At 58.6% G+C, this 16,797-nt stretch carries 17 protein-coding genes and 1 pseudogene; 6 read left to right on the top strand and 12 right to left on the bottom strand.

Features of this window, described 5'->3' with window-relative positions; all coding sequences use genetic code 11:
- The first annotated feature begins 230 nt into the window (after positions 1 to 230).
- The 3 genes from ACVJGD_RS22435 to ACVJGD_RS22425 all read left to right on the top strand — a co-directional run bounded on the left by ACVJGD_RS22435 (position 231) and on the right by ACVJGD_RS22425 (position 2,837).
- On the top strand, positions 231 to 1,925 hold the full coding sequence (locus ACVJGD_RS22435; protein WP_456640335.1) for a methyl-accepting chemotaxis protein: 1,695 nt from the start codon (positions 231 to 233) through the stop codon (positions 1,923 to 1,925).
- Positions 1,926 to 2,139: 214 nt separating this feature from the next.
- Positions 2,140 to 2,376 carry a hypothetical protein gene (locus ACVJGD_RS22430; RefSeq protein ID WP_456636357.1) on the top strand — a complete coding sequence of 79 codons (237 nt, stop codon included), beginning with the start codon at positions 2,140 to 2,142 and terminating at the stop codon, positions 2,374 to 2,376.
- 275 nt (positions 2,377 to 2,651) lie between these two features.
- Entirely contained in the window at positions 2,652 to 2,837 is a 186-nt protein-coding gene (locus ACVJGD_RS22425) for a hypothetical protein (protein ID WP_456636356.1), read from the top strand.
- A 141-nt stretch (positions 2,838 to 2,978) separates the two neighbouring features.
- On the opposite strand, the gene ACVJGD_RS22420 is transcribed toward ACVJGD_RS22425, so the two are convergent.
- The 6 genes from ACVJGD_RS22420 to ACVJGD_RS22395 form a co-directional block, all read right to left on the bottom strand.
- On the bottom strand, positions 2,979 to 3,194 hold the full coding sequence (locus ACVJGD_RS22420; RefSeq protein ID WP_456636355.1) for a hypothetical protein: 216 nt from the start codon (positions 3,192 to 3,194) through the stop codon (positions 2,979 to 2,981).
- A 1,021-nt stretch (positions 3,195 to 4,215) separates the two neighbouring features.
- Positions 4,216 to 4,407 (bottom strand): hypothetical protein, encoded by a 192-nt coding sequence (locus ACVJGD_RS22415; protein WP_456636354.1) that lies wholly within the window; start codon positions 4,405 to 4,407, stop codon positions 4,216 to 4,218.
- Positions 4,408 to 4,606: 199 nt separating this feature from the next.
- Positions 4,607 to 4,927 (bottom strand): hypothetical protein, encoded by a 321-nt coding sequence (locus ACVJGD_RS22410; protein ID WP_456636353.1) that lies wholly within the window; start codon positions 4,925 to 4,927, stop codon positions 4,607 to 4,609.
- An 85-nt stretch (positions 4,928 to 5,012) separates the two neighbouring features.
- Positions 5,013 to 5,450, bottom strand: coding sequence for an Hsp20 family protein (locus ACVJGD_RS22405; protein WP_456636352.1), 438 nt, complete (start codon positions 5,448 to 5,450; stop codon positions 5,013 to 5,015).
- Between the two features lie 749 nt (positions 5,451 to 6,199).
- On the bottom strand, positions 6,200 to 6,427 hold the full coding sequence (locus ACVJGD_RS22400) for a hypothetical protein (RefSeq protein WP_456636351.1): 228 nt from the start codon (positions 6,425 to 6,427) through the stop codon (positions 6,200 to 6,202).
- A 73-nt stretch (positions 6,428 to 6,500) separates the two neighbouring features.
- On the bottom strand, positions 6,501 to 6,785 hold the full coding sequence (locus ACVJGD_RS22395; RefSeq protein ID WP_456636350.1) for a DUF3606 domain-containing protein: 285 nt from the start codon (positions 6,783 to 6,785) through the stop codon (positions 6,501 to 6,503).
- Positions 6,786 to 6,955: 170 nt separating this feature from the next.
- Between ACVJGD_RS22395 and ACVJGD_RS22390 the strand changes: the two genes are divergently transcribed.
- A complete protein-coding gene (locus ACVJGD_RS22390; RefSeq protein WP_456636349.1) occupies positions 6,956 to 7,159 on the top strand; it encodes a CsbD family protein in 204 nt (67 codons plus the stop codon).
- Positions 7,160 to 7,294: 135 nt separating this feature from the next.
- Here ACVJGD_RS22390 and ACVJGD_RS22385 read toward each other — a convergent pair whose 3' ends face one another.
- On the bottom strand, positions 7,295 to 7,390 hold the full coding sequence (locus ACVJGD_RS22385) for a DUF2934 domain-containing protein (RefSeq protein ID WP_456636348.1): 96 nt from the start codon (positions 7,388 to 7,390) through the stop codon (positions 7,295 to 7,297).
- A gap of 98 nt (positions 7,391 to 7,488) precedes the next feature.
- Positions 7,489 to 8,329, bottom strand: a pseudogene (locus ACVJGD_RS22380) (transglutaminase-like domain-containing protein).
- A 180-nt stretch (positions 8,330 to 8,509) separates the two neighbouring features.
- Between ACVJGD_RS22380 and ACVJGD_RS22375 the strand changes: the two are divergent.
- Complete coding sequence (locus ACVJGD_RS22375) at positions 8,510 to 8,998, top strand: YciE/YciF ferroxidase family protein (RefSeq protein WP_456636347.1); 489 nt, start codon at positions 8,510 to 8,512, stop codon at positions 8,996 to 8,998.
- 552 nt (positions 8,999 to 9,550) lie between these two features.
- On the opposite strand, the gene ACVJGD_RS22370 is transcribed toward ACVJGD_RS22375, so the two are convergent.
- Both ACVJGD_RS22370 and ACVJGD_RS22365 read right to left on the bottom strand, forming a co-directional pair.
- Positions 9,551 to 10,837: an FAD-binding domain gene (locus ACVJGD_RS22370; RefSeq protein ID WP_456636346.1), complete on the bottom strand. Its 1,287-nt coding sequence runs from the start codon at positions 10,835 to 10,837 to the stop codon at positions 9,551 to 9,553.
- Positions 10,834 to 11,313 carry a hypothetical protein gene (locus tag ACVJGD_RS22365; protein WP_456636345.1) on the bottom strand — a complete coding sequence of 160 codons (480 nt, stop codon included), beginning with the start codon at positions 11,311 to 11,313 and terminating at the stop codon, positions 10,834 to 10,836. The genes ACVJGD_RS22370 and ACVJGD_RS22365 overlap by 4 nt, the downstream gene beginning before the upstream one ends.
- Positions 11,314 to 11,727: 414 nt before the next feature.
- On the opposite strand from ACVJGD_RS22365, the gene ACVJGD_RS22360 reads away from it, so the two are divergent.
- A complete protein-coding gene (locus tag ACVJGD_RS22360; RefSeq protein ID WP_456640334.1) occupies positions 11,728 to 14,034 on the top strand; it encodes an alpha,alpha-trehalose-phosphate synthase (UDP-forming) in 2,307 nt (768 codons plus the stop codon).
- On the opposite strand, the gene ACVJGD_RS22355 is transcribed toward ACVJGD_RS22360, so the two are convergent.
- Positions 14,001 to 14,657 (bottom strand): response regulator transcription factor, encoded by a 657-nt coding sequence (locus tag ACVJGD_RS22355; protein ID WP_456636344.1) that lies wholly within the window; start codon positions 14,655 to 14,657, stop codon positions 14,001 to 14,003. The genes ACVJGD_RS22360 and ACVJGD_RS22355 overlap by 34 nt on opposite strands.
- Entirely contained in the window at positions 14,654 to 16,669 is a 2,016-nt protein-coding gene (locus ACVJGD_RS22350) for an ATP-binding protein (protein ID WP_456636343.1), read from the bottom strand. Before ACVJGD_RS22350 ends, ACVJGD_RS22355 begins: the two co-directional genes overlap by 4 nt.
- Between the last annotated feature and the right edge of the window lie 128 nt (positions 16,670 to 16,797).

Raw genomic sequence — 16,797 nt, 5'->3', positions numbered from 1 at the left:
GCTCGGACCCAGCGGCAGTTGTCGGAGCGCGCACCGGAGCGTCGGGAGCCCCAATATTCATACGATAGCCCACCCGATGGGGTCCCAAGGATAGCTCGGTGAGAACGGCTTATTCGCGAATATTGGCAGAAACTTATCGCGCTGAAGATCGAAAGTACCAAGCTTAACGCTTCTTAAAGTCCAAACATACAGACTCATGGTCAATTGCAACGGAAGATTCTTGTTTGATCATGCTGCAGAAGCTAACCGTCGGGAAGAAGCTCCTTCTCATTGTTCTGATCTTTACGACTGTGCTGGTGTGCGCAACCAGTTATATGCTTTTGGACATGCGGTCGGGAATGTTTGAAGACCGCAAGGCAAAGTTACGCGCGCTGGTCGAGACAGCAGTCAATACCGTGAACCGCTACGGGGATCTCGCCGCCGCCGGTAAGATTCCCTTGGAAGAAGCACAGAAAACCGCGTTGACTGTCCTGGCGGGTATGAATTTCGACGGCAAGAACTACTTTTTTGTGTTCGACCGCAAAGGCATCATGAAGATGCATCCTTCGCGAAAGGATAACATCGGCCAGAACATGCTCGAGCTGAACGACGATCCGGCCCGGGCGAACTACATTGGCTACCTGGAAGCAGCCAACAAATCCGTGCCGCTGGAGGGATTCTCCCAGTTCCCAGGAAGGCGGCCGGGCTCCGCGGTGAACGATACTCCGAAGCTCTTCTTGAGCGCGGTCGATAAGCATTGGGATTGGGTCGTCACCACCGGCATCTTCATCGACGATGTCAACGCTATATTTCTCAGCCGCGCCCTTTGGGTTGTCGGCTCTCTTTGCGTAGGTCTGTCGCTGAGCCTGCTCATAACGATCCTGCTGGGCCGCTCCATAACGCGCCCCTTGAATCGGACCGTGACGGCCCTTGAGGAACTCGGCGCTGGAAAGTTCGACACCGAAGTACCGAAGGACGAGAGCAGGACGGAAATTGGGCGGCTCAGCCGCGCTTTTATTCAGTTTCGTGAGAAGATGAAGGAGACCGAGGCGCTGAGAGCCAGCCGGGCGAAAGCAGAAAAGCTGGCAGAGGTCGAGCGTCGTAGCGCAATGCTCCGCTTTGCCGACGAGTTTGACGCTGCTGTGGGCTCGCTCGTCGAAGCCCTGTTTGCAGAAATCGAACAAACGTCTCAGACTGTGATGCGGCTCTCGAAGAACGCAAAGGATTCGGCTGCCGGAACAGAGCGCATGGACAGCGCCGCTTCATCGGTTTCGGAAAACATACAAACAGTAGCGGCGGCCTCCCAAGAACTTGCGGCATCGATTAATGAAATCGGGCGCCAGATTCACCTGACCCGTGACATTGCACAGGAAACACGAGTTCGATCTTCCGAGACGGAACGACGAGTAGCAGCATTGTCGGACAGCGTGGAAACAATAGGGACGATTATCGAGATCATTAACTCAATCGCGGAGCAAACCAACCTTCTCGCACTTAACGCGACCATCGAGGCCGCCCGCGCGGGAGAAGCAGGCCGGGGCTTCTCGGTAGTTGCCTCCGAAGTGAAAGCACTGGCAAGTCAGACAACGAAGGCGACCGAAGACATCAGTCGGAATATCGAAATGGTCCGTGCCGCCACGACTGCCGCCGTGGACGCGGTTCGTGCAATTTCCACTTCCATCAATGGTCTGGATGAGTCGGCGGGCACAATAGCTGCCGCCGTCGAAGAGCAAAATGCGGCCACCTCCGAAATCAGTCGAAACACCACTGTAACCGCCGAGCAGACAGTCGCGATCACGCGAACGATCGCGGAGGTGGCCCGTTCAGTGAATGGTACAGATCGTTCGGCTCGTGAAGTGGAGCAACATTCGGCCGCTATGCGCGGCAGGTTCGAAGATATGCGACGCGAGGTCCAGGCCTTTCTCGGACGAGTTCGAGCCACCTAGTTGCCTGGGCGTGAGCTGGTATTGCTGGATGATACTGGGCTTGGCTCACGGTGCTGGTCGTCATTTCGTTCTTCGCAGTCTCGAAAACCTCTTTGGTGGGAACCGCCCGATCTGGGAATTGTTGTGGTCCACAGAAGCCTCGAGGGCTAGCTTCCGAATCCGGTGAATGTAGATGCAAATGGTGAGGGGCTTGGTGCGCCACAAACGCTGGAGCATGAGACGTTCAAGCGCTGCAGGCCCCATTTGGGGATTAGTCGAGTGTATTGCCTATTCGGGCCGTCGCTTCCGCGTCGACAAGCTGTTGATCGAGGCTAAGCCCACCGGCAATGCCCGCGCCCAGGAGTTGCGTCGGCTGTACAAGGACGAGAATTGGACGATCAAGCTGCCCAACCCGACCAAGGAAAAGGTCGCCGAGCACACGCGGCTGAGCCGTCGTTCGCTGCCGGTCTGATCTACGAGCCGGACACTGAGTGGGCCCGAGAAAGTCGTCGCCCAGCCGGAGACCTTCTCGAAATCCAAGTTGAAGGACTTGGTCGGCTCGACGACCCAGGCCATCACCTGGATGCGCAAGCATGGGCTGATCGCCCACAACACGAAGTGCCTGCCGAGCTGTCCGAGCGGATAATGCATCGGCCGCGGCAGAGGGCACTGTCTAGATAAGTCTCTTAGGTTATTGCCCTCGGGTTCCCCTGTTGCCTAGTCTTCGTGGAGCACGGAGAATGACCAATGAAGGACATGCAGGCGCACTTAGAAAAGCTTCGGAATGAAGCCGAGGAGTGCGAGTTAATCAGTAAGCTTGCGACCAATGCGACCAAGAAGGCGCTGTTTGCCAAGCTTGCTGAACACCACCGAGCGTTGGTCAAGGATCTGGAGCAAGCAATAGCGGCTTCCTCGGTAGATCCGAGCGATTGAACCTATATCTTCGGCCGAAGCTGACCTTGCGCGTTTTGCAAGTATGGTTCGGAGAGGCCCAAACTGAGAGCAGAGCAATGTCACGAGCAGACCGAGCGCGCAACGAGGCCGACGTTTAGCGGGCCTGTGAGGCGGGTCGCCCTAAGCCGATTTGCGCTCTATCAACTCCTGCAACGCTTGTCGTGCGGTAATTTCAAGCTCGCCGAGCGTTGTATTTCCTTGCCTCGCGGCTTCGATCATCTTTAAAGCGACGAATTTTCGGCTTTTGTGGTTGCCACCATAGGCAGACAGTCCTTTGCAAACTTGTTCTAGGACTAGATCCATTTTTGCGACGGTGCGCTCGTCGAGCCTGCTCATTGCAATCTCCCCGTAATTTCGAACCGCGCCCTTGACGAGCGTCTTAATGGCAGAAAGGCATATAGCTGCCTGTTGGTTCCATTTATGGCAGTAGCACTACCACACCTGCTGGGCATTCGACCGCGCTTTCGTCTCCAGCGCAGCAAGTGGCCGAGGGACGGCCCAGTACGCACCGCCACCGCGTAAGCTCAAGTGGCGCCGCACTGAAGAAGAGGCGTTCAGGTCGCCGACGCTGCGAGCACCGTAAAAAGTGGCCCGGCCGGAGTGCGACCGAGCTGCCGGAGCAGTGCACACCCGGTTGGCGATCGCGTGTGCGTGCATACGTGACGAAAGGTCTGTTCCTATCGTGCCCGTAGTATTCCGACCGAGAACAAAGTTCACTTCTGAACAGAATGCGGCGGCGGCTGGCGTTATCGTCCCGCTCCCCGGCCTGGGTAATCTTTCCGCGGGCGCTGACGGCTGAGAGACCAATTCCACTCCCGCGAAACGCCAGGAGCAACTTATGGTCCGAGACCAGAACGCCGAAAGTATCGATGATCTTCAGTGCCGTATTGACGAGATTATCGAACAAGCGGCGGGGGCAGTTTGCCAGGGTCACGACCCAGCGCTGATTTTCAGCCATTTCCTAACGCGATTCGACATGGCGTATTTGAAAGTGCAGCGATCGGCAGTGATTAACCGGGCTCGGGCCTGAGACCTCGTGCATCCAAATTCGTGAGCTTCATTTCGGCGGCTCTGGGCTAAGGGCCTCATTGAGTTCGGCAGCCCGTTCGGCTTGCCGCGCTTGCCGGAGTAGCTTCTCACGCTCCTCGCCCGGCGACATATCTCTGGCGCGATCGCGAGCGTATTGGGCTAAACCGATCAGTCGCTCCTGGAGCGAAGTGGTCGGCTTAGCCCGGTTGCGCTTGCGCTTGCCTTGCATGACGTTGGAGACTAGTTGTCGAGGTCCCATTTTTATTACCCTATGTAAGAACTACTATCATCGACTTTCCTGCGCGGCGCAGAGCGTCTGAGACGCGGCCTAAGGCTCTTCATCGCCCGCCAATGCGATTAGCGCCGCACGGTCGAGAATATTCCCGAGCAGGTCCTTGAAGGCCACATCAGGATGTCCTTCTTCGGCGAATTGGGCGGCCTTCTCAAGCGCCTGGCGGGCGGTCTCGACGATGACGCCGAACGCGCCCGAACCATGCCGCGCATAAACATGGTAAGGCATCTTCAGCTCCGAGCGTCATCGAGCGCATCGCGAGACCGCCGGCCTCGCCGAATAACCGGGATACCGGCCGCGGTCACCCCGTAGCGCGAACGAGCTGACCGCCAAGCCGCTATCCCTGCGCTGAGACTACGCTCAAGGTCTCCCTCGGTCGGCTCAGCCTCGCAACGGATTGCTTGACTTTCCCTCATCATTATCCTCCTTAGGCCGCAGCCCGGCGCTCAGTTGAACGCAGGCGCATAGGCTTTCCGCCAGGTGGATTGCGCGGGCCTCCGTCTAGCGCGCCCAAGGCTTCAAGGATGTCATCGATGTGGACGGGCGCTTCAAGACCCTCAGGCACGCGCAAGGCGGGGCAGGATGCGATGGCTGATGCGTCCGAGGCCCAGGAAGCGAGAATCGCTCGCTTCTCGCCAAGGGTCAGCGCTGGGTCTGAGACGACATCGCGCGGATGAGCGTAGATCCTGCCAGGATGAAGAAGCGCTTCAAATTCGAATACATTGCCGTCACGCGCGGTCGGCCGCATGGTTACCTCCAGTTTTTGAAACGAGTTGGGACGTGGCCGCGCGGATCACCGCGCGGCCGAGGTTGATCTGCGAAGATCGGATGGATCAGGCCGCCTTGGCCTCGATCTGTGTAACATTATTGATCGGGATCCGGCGCGGCTTCATGGCCTCGGGGATCTCCCGCTCAAAATCGATGATCAGAAGGCCGTTTTCGAAGCGGGCCCCCTTGACCTCGACATGGTCGGCCAAGGTGAACTGCCGCTTGAAAGAGCGCGCCGAGATGCCGCGATGCAGGAACGTCTTGTCTTCCTTCTCGCCCCTGGCGCCTTCGAGCGTCAAAACGTTCTGCTCGACTGTGAGCGCGACTTCATCTGGCGCGAATCCGGCCAGCGCCACCGAGATCTGGAAGCGATTTTCGTCGAGCCGTTCGATGTTGTAAGGGGGGTAGCTCTCTTCAGCGGTCCGCTGGACCTCATCGAGAGCGTCAAAAAGGCGGTCGAAGCCGATGGTCGACCTCCAGAGCGGAGTCCAATCATACCTCATAGCCAAATCCTCCTGAGAGCAAGATGGATACGAGCCGGCACCGGACACCTGCCGGTGCCCGCCTTCGTTCGGGGCCCGATTGGCGCCCCGACACCGCTATCTGCGGCGTCCAAGAAAATTTGTAACGGAAGAAAAAGTTCAAGGGGGCTGAAAAAAATTTTTGCGTACGTCGGCCGAGTGCAAACTGGGCGTAGGACCCACCGGCTGGCAGGTAGTGACGGTGGGGCCCCGGAAGACCTCTGGTCAGGCGTGGCGGCCAATACCTCAATTCCAAGTGAGGAGCAGCCAGCATGACCGGCAAACCCGCAACCCTGTCAATCGCCCCGACCGAATGGCGAGCGCTGTTCGTAGAGAACATCCAGGGCTCGCAAACTTCGTAAGCCAGAACGCAGTGCACATAGAACCTAAAGGCTCTGCAGGCTCGTCTAGATCGCGCGCGAAGATGACCGCGACCGCATGGTGTGCCGCCGGGCTTCCGCCGTCCGCCCATGCGCCAGAACCGCCGGCCGGTCATGACCCGGTCCGCGTCGAGGCCATTGGCGCGCCACTCTGGCGATCTCTGAGGCGTTCCCTTTCGTGCCAGCGGCCTGACTTGGCGCGTCATTGCCCAACGACTTCTTCGATCCGAGGCGTCGGTGCTGGGGTGGGCCGCAAAGCTGAAATCGGCAGTCGATAAGGAGTAAGGCCGGCATTAGTTGGGGATTGCTGCTGCGCGTGGCGATAAAGCACCAGCGCCAGAAACAGAGATCTCACATGCCATGGCTTGCAAATACTTTTTGACAGCTTTTGCTCAGTCTGGTCCTGTTCTGCTGCAGGCATCGTTGGACCGCCGAATCATCGGCCAACTGCTTGCGGCAAAATCGCTGCGCATCTCGCCTGCAGGCCTGCTGCTCTTGTGGCGTGCCCATGTGCCCCTGTGCAAAAGAGAGCGACGTCTCAGTGAGCAGAATAACTAGAATTAGAACAACAGAGCGCATAACGATCTCCGTATGCTGACAGGAGCGAAACGTAGCTCAGCGTCTCCGGTTCCTCGAAACCTCCACAATCACATCAGCGGTTTGGCTCGCTCGATAACGGTTCAGCCGTGGTCTTCTCGGTTGCTGTCACCGATGCGATGACCTCAGGGGAGGGCACACCCATCCCCTCTGGAAGGCGATTGGTCCGTTGCAAACTTGCTTCTTTGCTGATGGCCGCGATCGAGTTGCCGATGCGGCCGACTATCTGGGTCAGCTCCGGCTCGGACAGATGGAGCCTCTTCCTCAGCAGACGGACTTGGACGCGATCAGACAAGTCTAGTTTGTTACGGATAGGCGACGGCTTTTGGCGGCGGCGCATAAGGGGCTCCTCTTTTCCCCGTAACAGCGGTTGCTGTCTGAAGTTCCTCCCGACGCTTCACTTCGTGTTCGTGGCAATTAAGGACGCCCCTGCCTCGCCATGCCGCAGCGCGGCTTTGGAACGAAGGATTGCGCCCCCGGTTGGCCGAACGTGAACCACAGGAGAGAGCAATGGACTGGAATCGCGTTGAGGGCAACTGGAAGGAGATGAAGGGCAAGGTCAAGGAGCAGTGGGGAAAGCTGACGGACGATGATCTCGACGTCATCGCCGGCAAGCAGGACCAACTCGAAGGCCGTTTGCAGCAGCGCTATGGTTATGCGAAGGATCAGGCGAAAAGGGAGATCGACGATTGGTACAGCCGTCAGACGTGGTGACGTGCAGAGGAGAGCCCCGCGATGGCGGGGCTTTTCTTGTGCTGCATTCGAGCGTCAAATAGGCAGATTGTCAGTCATGCCGGGCGGCAGTTCGCCCTGCTTTTCTCGCTCGGCAAGGAGTTCTTTTTCGGCCTCTTACCAGAAACTATCCGCCTGGTTTTCCGGTTCGCCCGCCGCTTGCCAAAGCCGATAAGCGCGATCGCGGATTTCCTGCTTCTGTAGGTCAATCATGGGTTTTCACCAGTCGTAGAGGACAACTTCAGCCGACACGGGCGGATTGTGAGCAGGCGACCAAGCGGACCATCATCTAAGTCAAGATGCCGGACCGGTCAGATCGCAGGTTCAAGCGGCTGGCTGGAGGCTTCGACGACCTCTTCAGTCACAACATGAAACCTTGCCAGTTGGGTGGGACCGAAGGAGGTCGAAATCGCGACGTCGGCGGCATCCCGTCCCCGGCCCATAACAATCCGCCCCACGCGCGGATGATTGTGCCGCGCGTCGAACGTAAACCAGCGGCCATCAAGGAAGACCTCGAACCACGCGCTGAAGTCCATCGGTGCAGGATCACGCGGCACGCCGATGTCGCCCAGGTATCCCGTGCAGTAGCGAGCTGGGATATTCAGGCAGCGGCATAGAGTAACGGCGAGATGGGCGAAGTCCCGACAGACGCCACGTCCCTCCTCATGACCTTCTGAGGCAGTCCGATCCGACCGCGCGTGGTGATAGCCGAACTCGAGCTGGCCATGCACATAATCGCAAATGGCTTGAACGCGCTGCCAGCCGCCGGCGACGTGGCCGAATCGCTGCCACGCGAGCTGACTGAGCTTTTCCGTATCGCAGTAACGGCTGCCCAGCAGGTAAACGAGCACATCATCCGGCAGTTCGTCGATCGGCCATTGCTCTGCCTTGGGGGCAGGTTTCGTCCGGCAGGCCATTATCGGCAATAACAAAGTCGTTGCGGACTTCCAGAAGACCTGGCGGCGCCACGAGCCGCGTGCAGACGTTTCCGAAGGCGTCGAGATAATCGCGCGAGCGAATGTTGCCGGATAGTTGGATCCGGTGGTCCGTTAGCAGATCGGCTTGGCGCTCCGGTCGCACGCTCAGCATCAGCAGGATCGGCGTTTCCTGGTAGCACTGGAAGGCGATGTCGTAGCCGGCCTGGATTTTCACAAGTTGCTCCATTGCGACAGAGTGGGCCTTCTTAAGCCGCGGCCCAGCAAGTTGTTCCAGACGGAAAGCAGAATGCTCAACGCTATCGAGCGCCGCCCGAATCCTTTCGCGAGAAGGCGAGGAACCTTGATCACGGCCACGTGTTTCTTTGGCCAGCAATGGCACCTGTGGGAGAGACCTATGTCTGAAAAGGATCTGAACGCCCTCTTTCTCGATACGCTGAAGGACATCTATTATGCGGAAAAGCAGATTTTGAAGGCTCTTCCGAAGATGGCAAAGGCAGCCCAAGCCGATGAGCTGCGGGCGGCGTTCGAGAAACACCATACCGAAACGGAAGGCCAAGTCGAACGTCTAGAGCAGATCTTTGAACTGCTGGGGAAACAGGCGCGCGGCAAGAAGTGCGACGCAATCGAGGGGATAATCGAGGAGGGCAAGGAAATCATGGAAGAGTACGACGGGATGCCTGCGCTCGATGCCGGCCTTCTCGCAGCCGCACAGGCTGTCGAACATTATGAGATTTCGCGCTATGGCACCCTCAAAGCCTGGGCGTCCAAACTCAATATGACGAAAGCCGAAAGGCTGCTCGATCAGACGCTCGCGGAAGAGAAGAAAACCGATGAAAGCCTGACCAAGCTCGCCGAGACGGCCGTGAATGCCGAAGCAGCCTAATCGAGGTCCTCTCAGATCCCGCGCTCCGGCCGTGCGCGGGATCTGAGTTGAGGCGATTTCATCACGCTCTCTTTCGGCGAACACAGTTTTTTTCGACTCTGCCCGTCAGCTTAGGCTTTCCGCCGGTGAGGCGCTGCCGATGACTCCTTGTGTCACTGCTGGCTTGGCGGCTCCCGACAATCATCGGCTCTCTCGCGGTAACAGGCTGAACCATCGACGAGATTGGAACTATCGCTGAAGGGGATTTGTTGGAAGGATGGAAAAAGAGAGCCGCCCGGATCCCGCATACTTACGGAATTGCCCATGCGACTTCGTCTCACGCTATCGTGCCTCGGCATCTGCAGTTCGACTGCCGCGGCCCAATCTCAGGATGACGCGAAAAAGCCGTGTGACTCGCAATGGAGCACAGGTCGCACGGTCTTGCCACAGCTCCGCCCCCGAGCTGAGGCCTTCCTTCTTCCGCGAGATGGCGCCTGGGTTCGCGCCTGCGCGCGTCGAGTCCATCTTCGAAACCATCGGTGAAGCCAGCGGGTAGAGCGTACCGGTGGCAAGCTAATTCAGTGCGCAGCTGTCGCCTGATGGCCAGTTGTAGGCCGGTAGCCGCAGGCGATCGACGATTGAGCTGCCCAATGCTAGTCTTGAGACACCGGGAACAGAGAAGCCGTTGATCACCAAGTTACGGAACCATAGGCCCCAATGCGTCCTTGGTGCGAAAGCGGTGGCGAAGCTCTCAGCGGCCTGCTGCTTTTTCGTGATGTAGTCGCGCAAGATGGCCTCGTACCGGGTGAAGGCCTCCTGGTGACGGCCGCCTGCACTCAGCAATTCGCCCGCCAGTACGTATGCGGAAATCATGGCGAGCGCAGAACCCTGACCGGCCAAAAGGGAGGGGCAGAATGCTGCATCTCCGACAAGGGCAATGTGCCCGCGCGACCAACGGCTCATCCGGATCTGACTGACACGATCGAAGTACAGCTCCTGAGTTCGATCGAGATTGCTCAAGATATGATTGGTTTCCCAGCCGTCTGCTCCGAACCGCCTGCGCAGCAATGCCTTCTGCGCATCGAGCGACAGCGGAACGAGACCTTCCTTGTCAAGGAAAACAAGCAGGAATAGCGTTCTGTTGTCCCGCAACGTGAAGCGCCCGAGCATGCGTCCCGGTTTTCCATGCATGATGTAAACGTCTTCGTCGCGCGGCCGGTAAGCGTCGCTCTCAAAGGCTGCGACCGAGTATCCGAGAGGCTTCTCAAATTCATCCTGTCCACCGAATGCGAGCCTGCGAACCATCGAATGCAGGCCGTCGGCGCCGATCAACAGGTCAAAGCGCCGTTCGGGTCCCTCCCGAAAGCGCACGTGGACGCCGTCGGCCTCCTCACTGAGGGCAGAGATATCATCTCCGAAGATGAATTCTGTGTGGTTCTTGATTCTGTTGAAGATCAGGCACGAAAGTGCGCTGCGCGGCAGGGTTACGTAGCGTCCTGCAGTCAGCTGTTCAAACACGCGAGTACCAAAATCCGCGACCCGCCGACCGCCATCATCCACTACCCGCAATTCACGAACATGATAGCCAATGCGCTCGATCTCGTCTTTGAGACCCATCGCTTCGGCGATGTCGTAACCCAGCCCCCAGAAATCGATCACATAGCCGCCGGTACGCAATCGCGGCGATCGCTCAATCACGGTTGGCGTCAATCCGGCTCGTCTCAGCCAGAACGCGAGAGCCGGTCCTGCTATGCCGGCGCCAGAAATCAGTACGGTCTTGGCTTCCATGTCAAACGGCAGATGCGCTGCGCTTGTAGGCTCGAGGGGCCTCTTCAGTACTTCGGTCTCGGCGATGATCAAGCCTCCGGCAAGCTTACAGGCAAGGCAATACCGAAAGCCATGTCGATTGCAGTATGTGCCGGGGGGCCCATCAGCACAACCAAGCTCCCAGCAATGATCAGCAAGCCGGCGATCACCGCTACGATTCCGGCCAAGCCGTCAGCGAGGCGGGGCCAACGGTTGTGTAGCCAAGGTGTCACCGCGACAATCCAGATAAGGAGAACGATTGGCCCAGCCGTGCGTGGAACGAAGATCCAGCCATTTAGACGGAACTCCCACCAAGCCCACAAGAGCGCGATAAGAAGCACGATGACATAACCCCACGCACTTTCGGGTCGTTTCGCCACCAGATAACCAGACGCGATCAACCCAAAGCCGGTCGGCAGATAGTAAGGCGACCCTTCGAGGTCCACAAACCACCCGCCGCCAATTGCGAGGATCACCCCAATAAGCACGGTGACGCTGCCCAACAGCAGTGCCGCTGTTTCATGAGGCATAGTGGCACCTCTCAACATCCATGATTTGAGCCAGGTGTCCGAAACGCTCGGCCGTCAGGGTGTTGTTACCATGAGCGGGGTCGCCGAAGCCTGACTGCTGAGGGCAGGAATGCCGAGATCGTCACGACACCCACGCACGCGATGCCGCTGAACTTCATGTTGCTCTCCGTCTGTTTGGCGCACGCTGCACCAATCCATCGGAAGGGCAGCGGTTTCTGCGAAAGGCAGGAGTTTCTGCTATGATGGTACGAAACCGTACAAAGGGCGAGCCGTAGGGCAAGTGGAGAAGCCTGTGCCCGCTTTCTCGCGGATCAGTGAATGCCACCGATCGCCTGATCGGATCGCGAGGCGAGGTTGACACCTGTTGGCTGGCTATGCTGCTAGGTTGAGATGTTGGTGCGTCAAGGGACCTCAATGTTTTTTCGGTTTGCTAGCCTCGCTCGCTACGGCGGTGCCGGGCTGATTGCAGTTTTGCTCGCAGGTCTCGCGATTGCGCCGTTTTCCAGAAATGTCATCGAGCAGTGGTCGCGACGCGACGTGGAAGCGCGTTCGCGGCTGGTGTTCAATGCGATTCACAGCTCACTCGATCAGGCCGTCAAGGCGCATGGCTGGAAAAGCCTGGAAGGCATATTTGAAAACGTGGCGCTCGATGAACGGATTCTTGCGGTCGGGCTCTGCGATGAGGCGGGCGCGTTGATCGCCTCAACAAAATCGATGCCGAAAAGCTTTTCCTGCGAGAAGGTGGCAAGGTCGGAGCCGGAAAGCTTTTCGAGCATCTCCAGCGATGGGAGACGGCTCCTCGCGGCAGCGTTTCCGGTGAGCGGGCAGGGCCGAAGAGAATATCTGGTCCTGCTGACGGACTTGAGTTTCGTCGACGCCAGGTCCGGACAAGCGCTTGCTTACCTGGTTGCACTCATTGCGATCGCATCGATTGTCCTTGCGGGAGTGGCGGCTCTCCTGATGTTCCTCGCAGCGCGGAAATGGATGCGGTCGCTACAGCGGGCGGTAGCGCAGGTGCGTCGCGGTGACCTCGACTACGGCTTGCCCGGCGCGCGTTCGCCGATCGAGGCGGAGATTCACAAGCTTCTACGCGAAACGGATCATTTCTGGGCCTCGGCGGATCGAGTGGAATGGTCGCCGAGGACGCTGCAGGATCTGCTGCACAAGGCACTGCCGGACGCCGAAGTCTTGGTGGTTTCGAATCGAGAGCCGTATATCCACAACCATTCTGGCAATAGAATAGTTGTGCAAACGCCAGCGAGCGGCCTGGTATCGGCGCTGGAGCCGATCATGCGCGCGTGCGGCGGGGTCTGGATAGCACACGGCAGCGGCACCGCCGACCGCGAGACGGTGGATGAACACGATCGGATCCGGGTGCCGGAGATATCGCCGTCATATTCGCTTCGCCGGGTCTGGATCACCGACGAAGAGCAGGATGGCTACTATTACGGTTTCGCCAATGAAGGACTATGGCCGCTTTGCCATATCGCATTCGTGAAGCCAGTGTTTCGTGCGAGCGACTGGCAAGCCTATCGCGCTATCAATCGACGGTTTGCCGAGGCTGTCGTCGCAGAATCCAGATCGGAGGACCCGATCGTATTAGTTCACGACTACCATTTCGCGTTGGCGCCAAAGATGATACGCGAGCGGCTGCCGAAAGCGACGATCATCCTATTCTGGCATATTCCATGGCCGAATGCGGAGACATTCAGCATCTGCCCATGGAAGGAGGAAATCATCGAGGGACTTCTCGGCAGCACGATCGTGGGATTTCACACCCAATTCCATTGCAACAATTTCGTTGAATCCGTCGATCGGTTCCTTGAAAGCCGCATCGACCGCGAAACGTTGACAGTCGTGCTGGCGGGACACGAGACCAAGGTGCAGGCCTATCCGATCTCGATCGAATGGCCACCGGCCGCGCTCGCAGCGGTGCCTGCGTCCGCGAGGTGTCGCAGCGAAATCCGGGAATCGCTTGGAGTCTCCGCCACGACGAAAATTGCCCTCGGCGTCGAGCGGTTTGACTATACGAAAGGTATTCTTGACCGGATGAGGGCGATCGACATGCTCTTGAGTCTCGATCCCTCACTGAAGGAGCGATTCGTTTTCGTACAGGTTGCCGCACCGACGAGAAGCAAGCTTGCTTCCTACGCCAGTTTGCAGGCTGAGGCCGAGGCGCTGGCCGCCGAGATCAACCAGCGTCATGGAAGTGCCGGTTATCGGCCCGTCCGACTGATCGCGCGGCATCATGAGCCTGACGAGGTATTCAAGCTGTTTCGCGCCGCCGACATATGCATCGTCTCCAGCCTCCACGACGGAATGAACCTCGTGGCCAAGGAATTTGTCGCTTCCCGCGAGGACAACACCGGCGTGCTGGTCTTGTCCAGTTTCGCCGGCGCATCTCGCGAAATGTCGGAGGCGTTGATCGTAAATCCATACCACACCATGGGGACTGCCGATACGATCGCTCGTGCCCTGTCCATGCCTGTGGAAGAGCAGGCCGAGCGCATGATGCTGATGCGGCAGCAAATAAGGGAAAACAACGTTTATCGCTGGGCGGGAAGGATGATTATTGATGCAATCCGAAGCCGCAAACGACAGAAAGTACTCGCGTGGGCATCACCGCCCACTCGTCCAGGACCGGTAGCGGCTTCATCGAGGGCACCGACCGCAGTCGGCAGCGGTGATCATCCCTTTGCCAGACGTTCAAGCCAGCCTTGAGCAACGCCATATCGCACGATGTCGGCGCGGGTAAATAGCCCCAACTTCTCGACTGCGCGGGATTTGTGCGTCTCGATCGTCTTGACGCTGACATCCAAACGCGCGGCGATCTCCTTGTTGCTGAACCCCTGAGCGATGAACCGAAGAACGTCGGTCTCACGAGGCGTAAGTTCGAGTTGAGCTGCTTTTCTGGGTGCCAGATGATCGCTGGAGGCGGACGGCAGCGCTTTTTCGGCAATCGCTGGATCGAGGTAGAGGCCGCCTCCGGCAACTGCATGGATTGCCCGAACCAGTTCGTCTGCGGCTGAGCGCTTGAGAAGATAGCCTCGCGCTCCGGCCTGCATCATCGGTTGCACATAGGCGCGGTCTTCATGAACTGTCAGCGCCAGCACACGGACGCTCGGAAACTCGGCGGAGATTCGTCGGGTCAACTCGATTCCACCGACACCCGGCAACGAGATATCGAGCACAGCGATATCGGGTCTCTCCTGGTTGATCATCTGGATCACGCCTTGCCCGTCGGTTGCTTCGCCCACGATGGTGATGTCCTCAACGGGTTCGAGCAGCGCCTTCATACCGGCCAGCACGAGCGGATGATCATCGGCAAGGGTAATGCGGATCACGAGCCCGTTTCCTTTCCACCCAACGGCACCATCATGAAGAGCGTCGTGCCATGAGAGGGCTCCGATTCCACCACAAGCGATCCTCCCAGCAGGGCCAAACGTTCTTCTATGACAGACAGACCAAGTTTTGAACTTCGAAATTCGAGGCGGCTCAGTTCCTGGGTATCGAACCCGCCGCCGTCGTCCTCGACAATGATACGGAGCTCGCGGTCCCGTCGATCCAGCACGACGCTGACATTTCGCGCATTAGCGTGTTTCACGACATTGGTCAGCGCTTCCTGAACCGCCCGATATACGGCGATTTCAACGTCGGGCGGAGGTCTTTCGGTGCTCCCCAGCACCTGAATATCGGTATTCACGCCGAAGCGTCGGCTCCATTCGGAGCAAAACGCTTCGAGTGCCTTGTGAAGTCCTAAATCGTCCAAGGCGGTAGGGCGCAGATCGGCCGCGATCTGGTGGATGTCGCGCCCGATGCCTCTTGCGAGACCCTGGAGCCAATGCAGCTTATCGAGGCGCGCCGCCCGTGCTGGCGCGTCCCCAAGAGATTGCTCGAGGTTCTTCAGTCCAAGCAGCAGACCGGTTACGGTCTGCCCAATCTGATCGTGCAGCTCGCGCGCAATTCGTCTGCGTTCGTTCTCCTCGGCTTGACCAAGGCGCCGAAGCAGTTGCTGCCGTTCCAGTTCGGCGCGCTTCGTCTCGTCTATATCGAGAAGAACAGCAAAGACGACGTCCGATGCCGAGGGATCGAGACGCGAGGTGCGCCCGCTTGCTCGCAACCAGCGTCCGTTGGGCGAAGCCGTACGGAAATCGGCGACCACGGCTTTCCCCTCGCGACACTGTAGCAATGACGTCTCAAAGGATGCGCGATCGGCTGGATCAACGCTTGCAAGCAACCGCTCGAATGGCAAACTGGCGTCGGCCTCTTCGGCGGAGTCTCGAAGGCGGAGCATTTCTAATGTTCGGGCTGAAGCGACCACCTCGCCAGTGGTGAAGTTCCAGCTGAATACCCCGAGATCGGCCGCATCTACCGTTAGTCTACGCCGTTCTTCGCTGGCCTTCAGTGCGAGTGCCGCCTGGGCTTCCTGATCCTTGCGGCGCTGCGATATATCGCGCGCGGTAAACCACACGAGCGCCAGAGCCAACGCCAAACTGACCGCGCCCCCGCCCGCGAGGAACACGGCCGATCGCCGAACCGGTGCATCCAGCTGATCGGTGGGGATGCCGAGGTGGACCGACCAGCCGCTCGTGCCTGGTAGCTCCTTGTAAATCGAGTCGACCTGATCGCCCTCAAGCGTCGTGCCGATGTAGCTTCCCTCGGGGCCCTGTGCGATGGCGTCACGGACCGACTGGCTCGCGGGATGTCCCAATTCAAACTGCTCTCCGATCGTTCGAGCGACTATGTTGCCCTTTCTGTCGACTACCGCACCGAACCAGCCTGCCGGAGCACCGGCCCCCTTCAGAATCTGACTCACGGCATCTGGGACAAGGGCGACCGTTAGCACAAATTTGAGCTCGCCATTGCGCTCGACTGGTGCGCGAAGGGCAACAAGACGCTTTCCCGAGATCGGGCCGAGTGGACCTATTCCGCCGAGGGCCGCTTTGCGCGTCCTTAATATTTGCTCGAAGTTTTCTCGATCCGCCGTTGCTCCGAGATCGGCGCCGATCGGGCGCAGTAGATTAAGCACCTGATTCCCCTGAGGATCGACAAGTTCGATCGTCTCCCACAGTGGCCGCGTCTCCTTCACGCGCAGAGCTTCAAGATAGAACGAGGCCAGATCCGGCTCATCCAGCGCTACCGAAGCAGCCAGCGTTTCTGCAATTTGGACCTGCAAATCAAGTTCGGAGGAGAGGCGGGTGACCACCCGATCCAGTGTTTCCAGCGCGGCAAGCCGGGAACCGGTCCGCTCCTGACGGGCGTTCAAGAACACGACCCACCCGGCAAACAGCACCAGCGGGATCGCCGCAGCCATCACCAGCAGGATCAAGGGACGCTGCGCCGCACTTTTCGTCATTCTTTGCCCCGGATGCCTCAAATGCAATTTCCCTCGACCTTGCCCCCTAGTCTTTGAAAGAACTAGGTTTTTTTGTCTCCAAAGAATGCCGCAGAGTTGGGGGGCAGGGGTCAGGTTTTTCCTGACGG

The sequence above is a fragment of the Bradyrhizobium sp. USDA 10063 genome (genome assembly GCF_054063735.1).
This window is presented reverse-complemented; position numbering and strand designations above follow the sequence as displayed.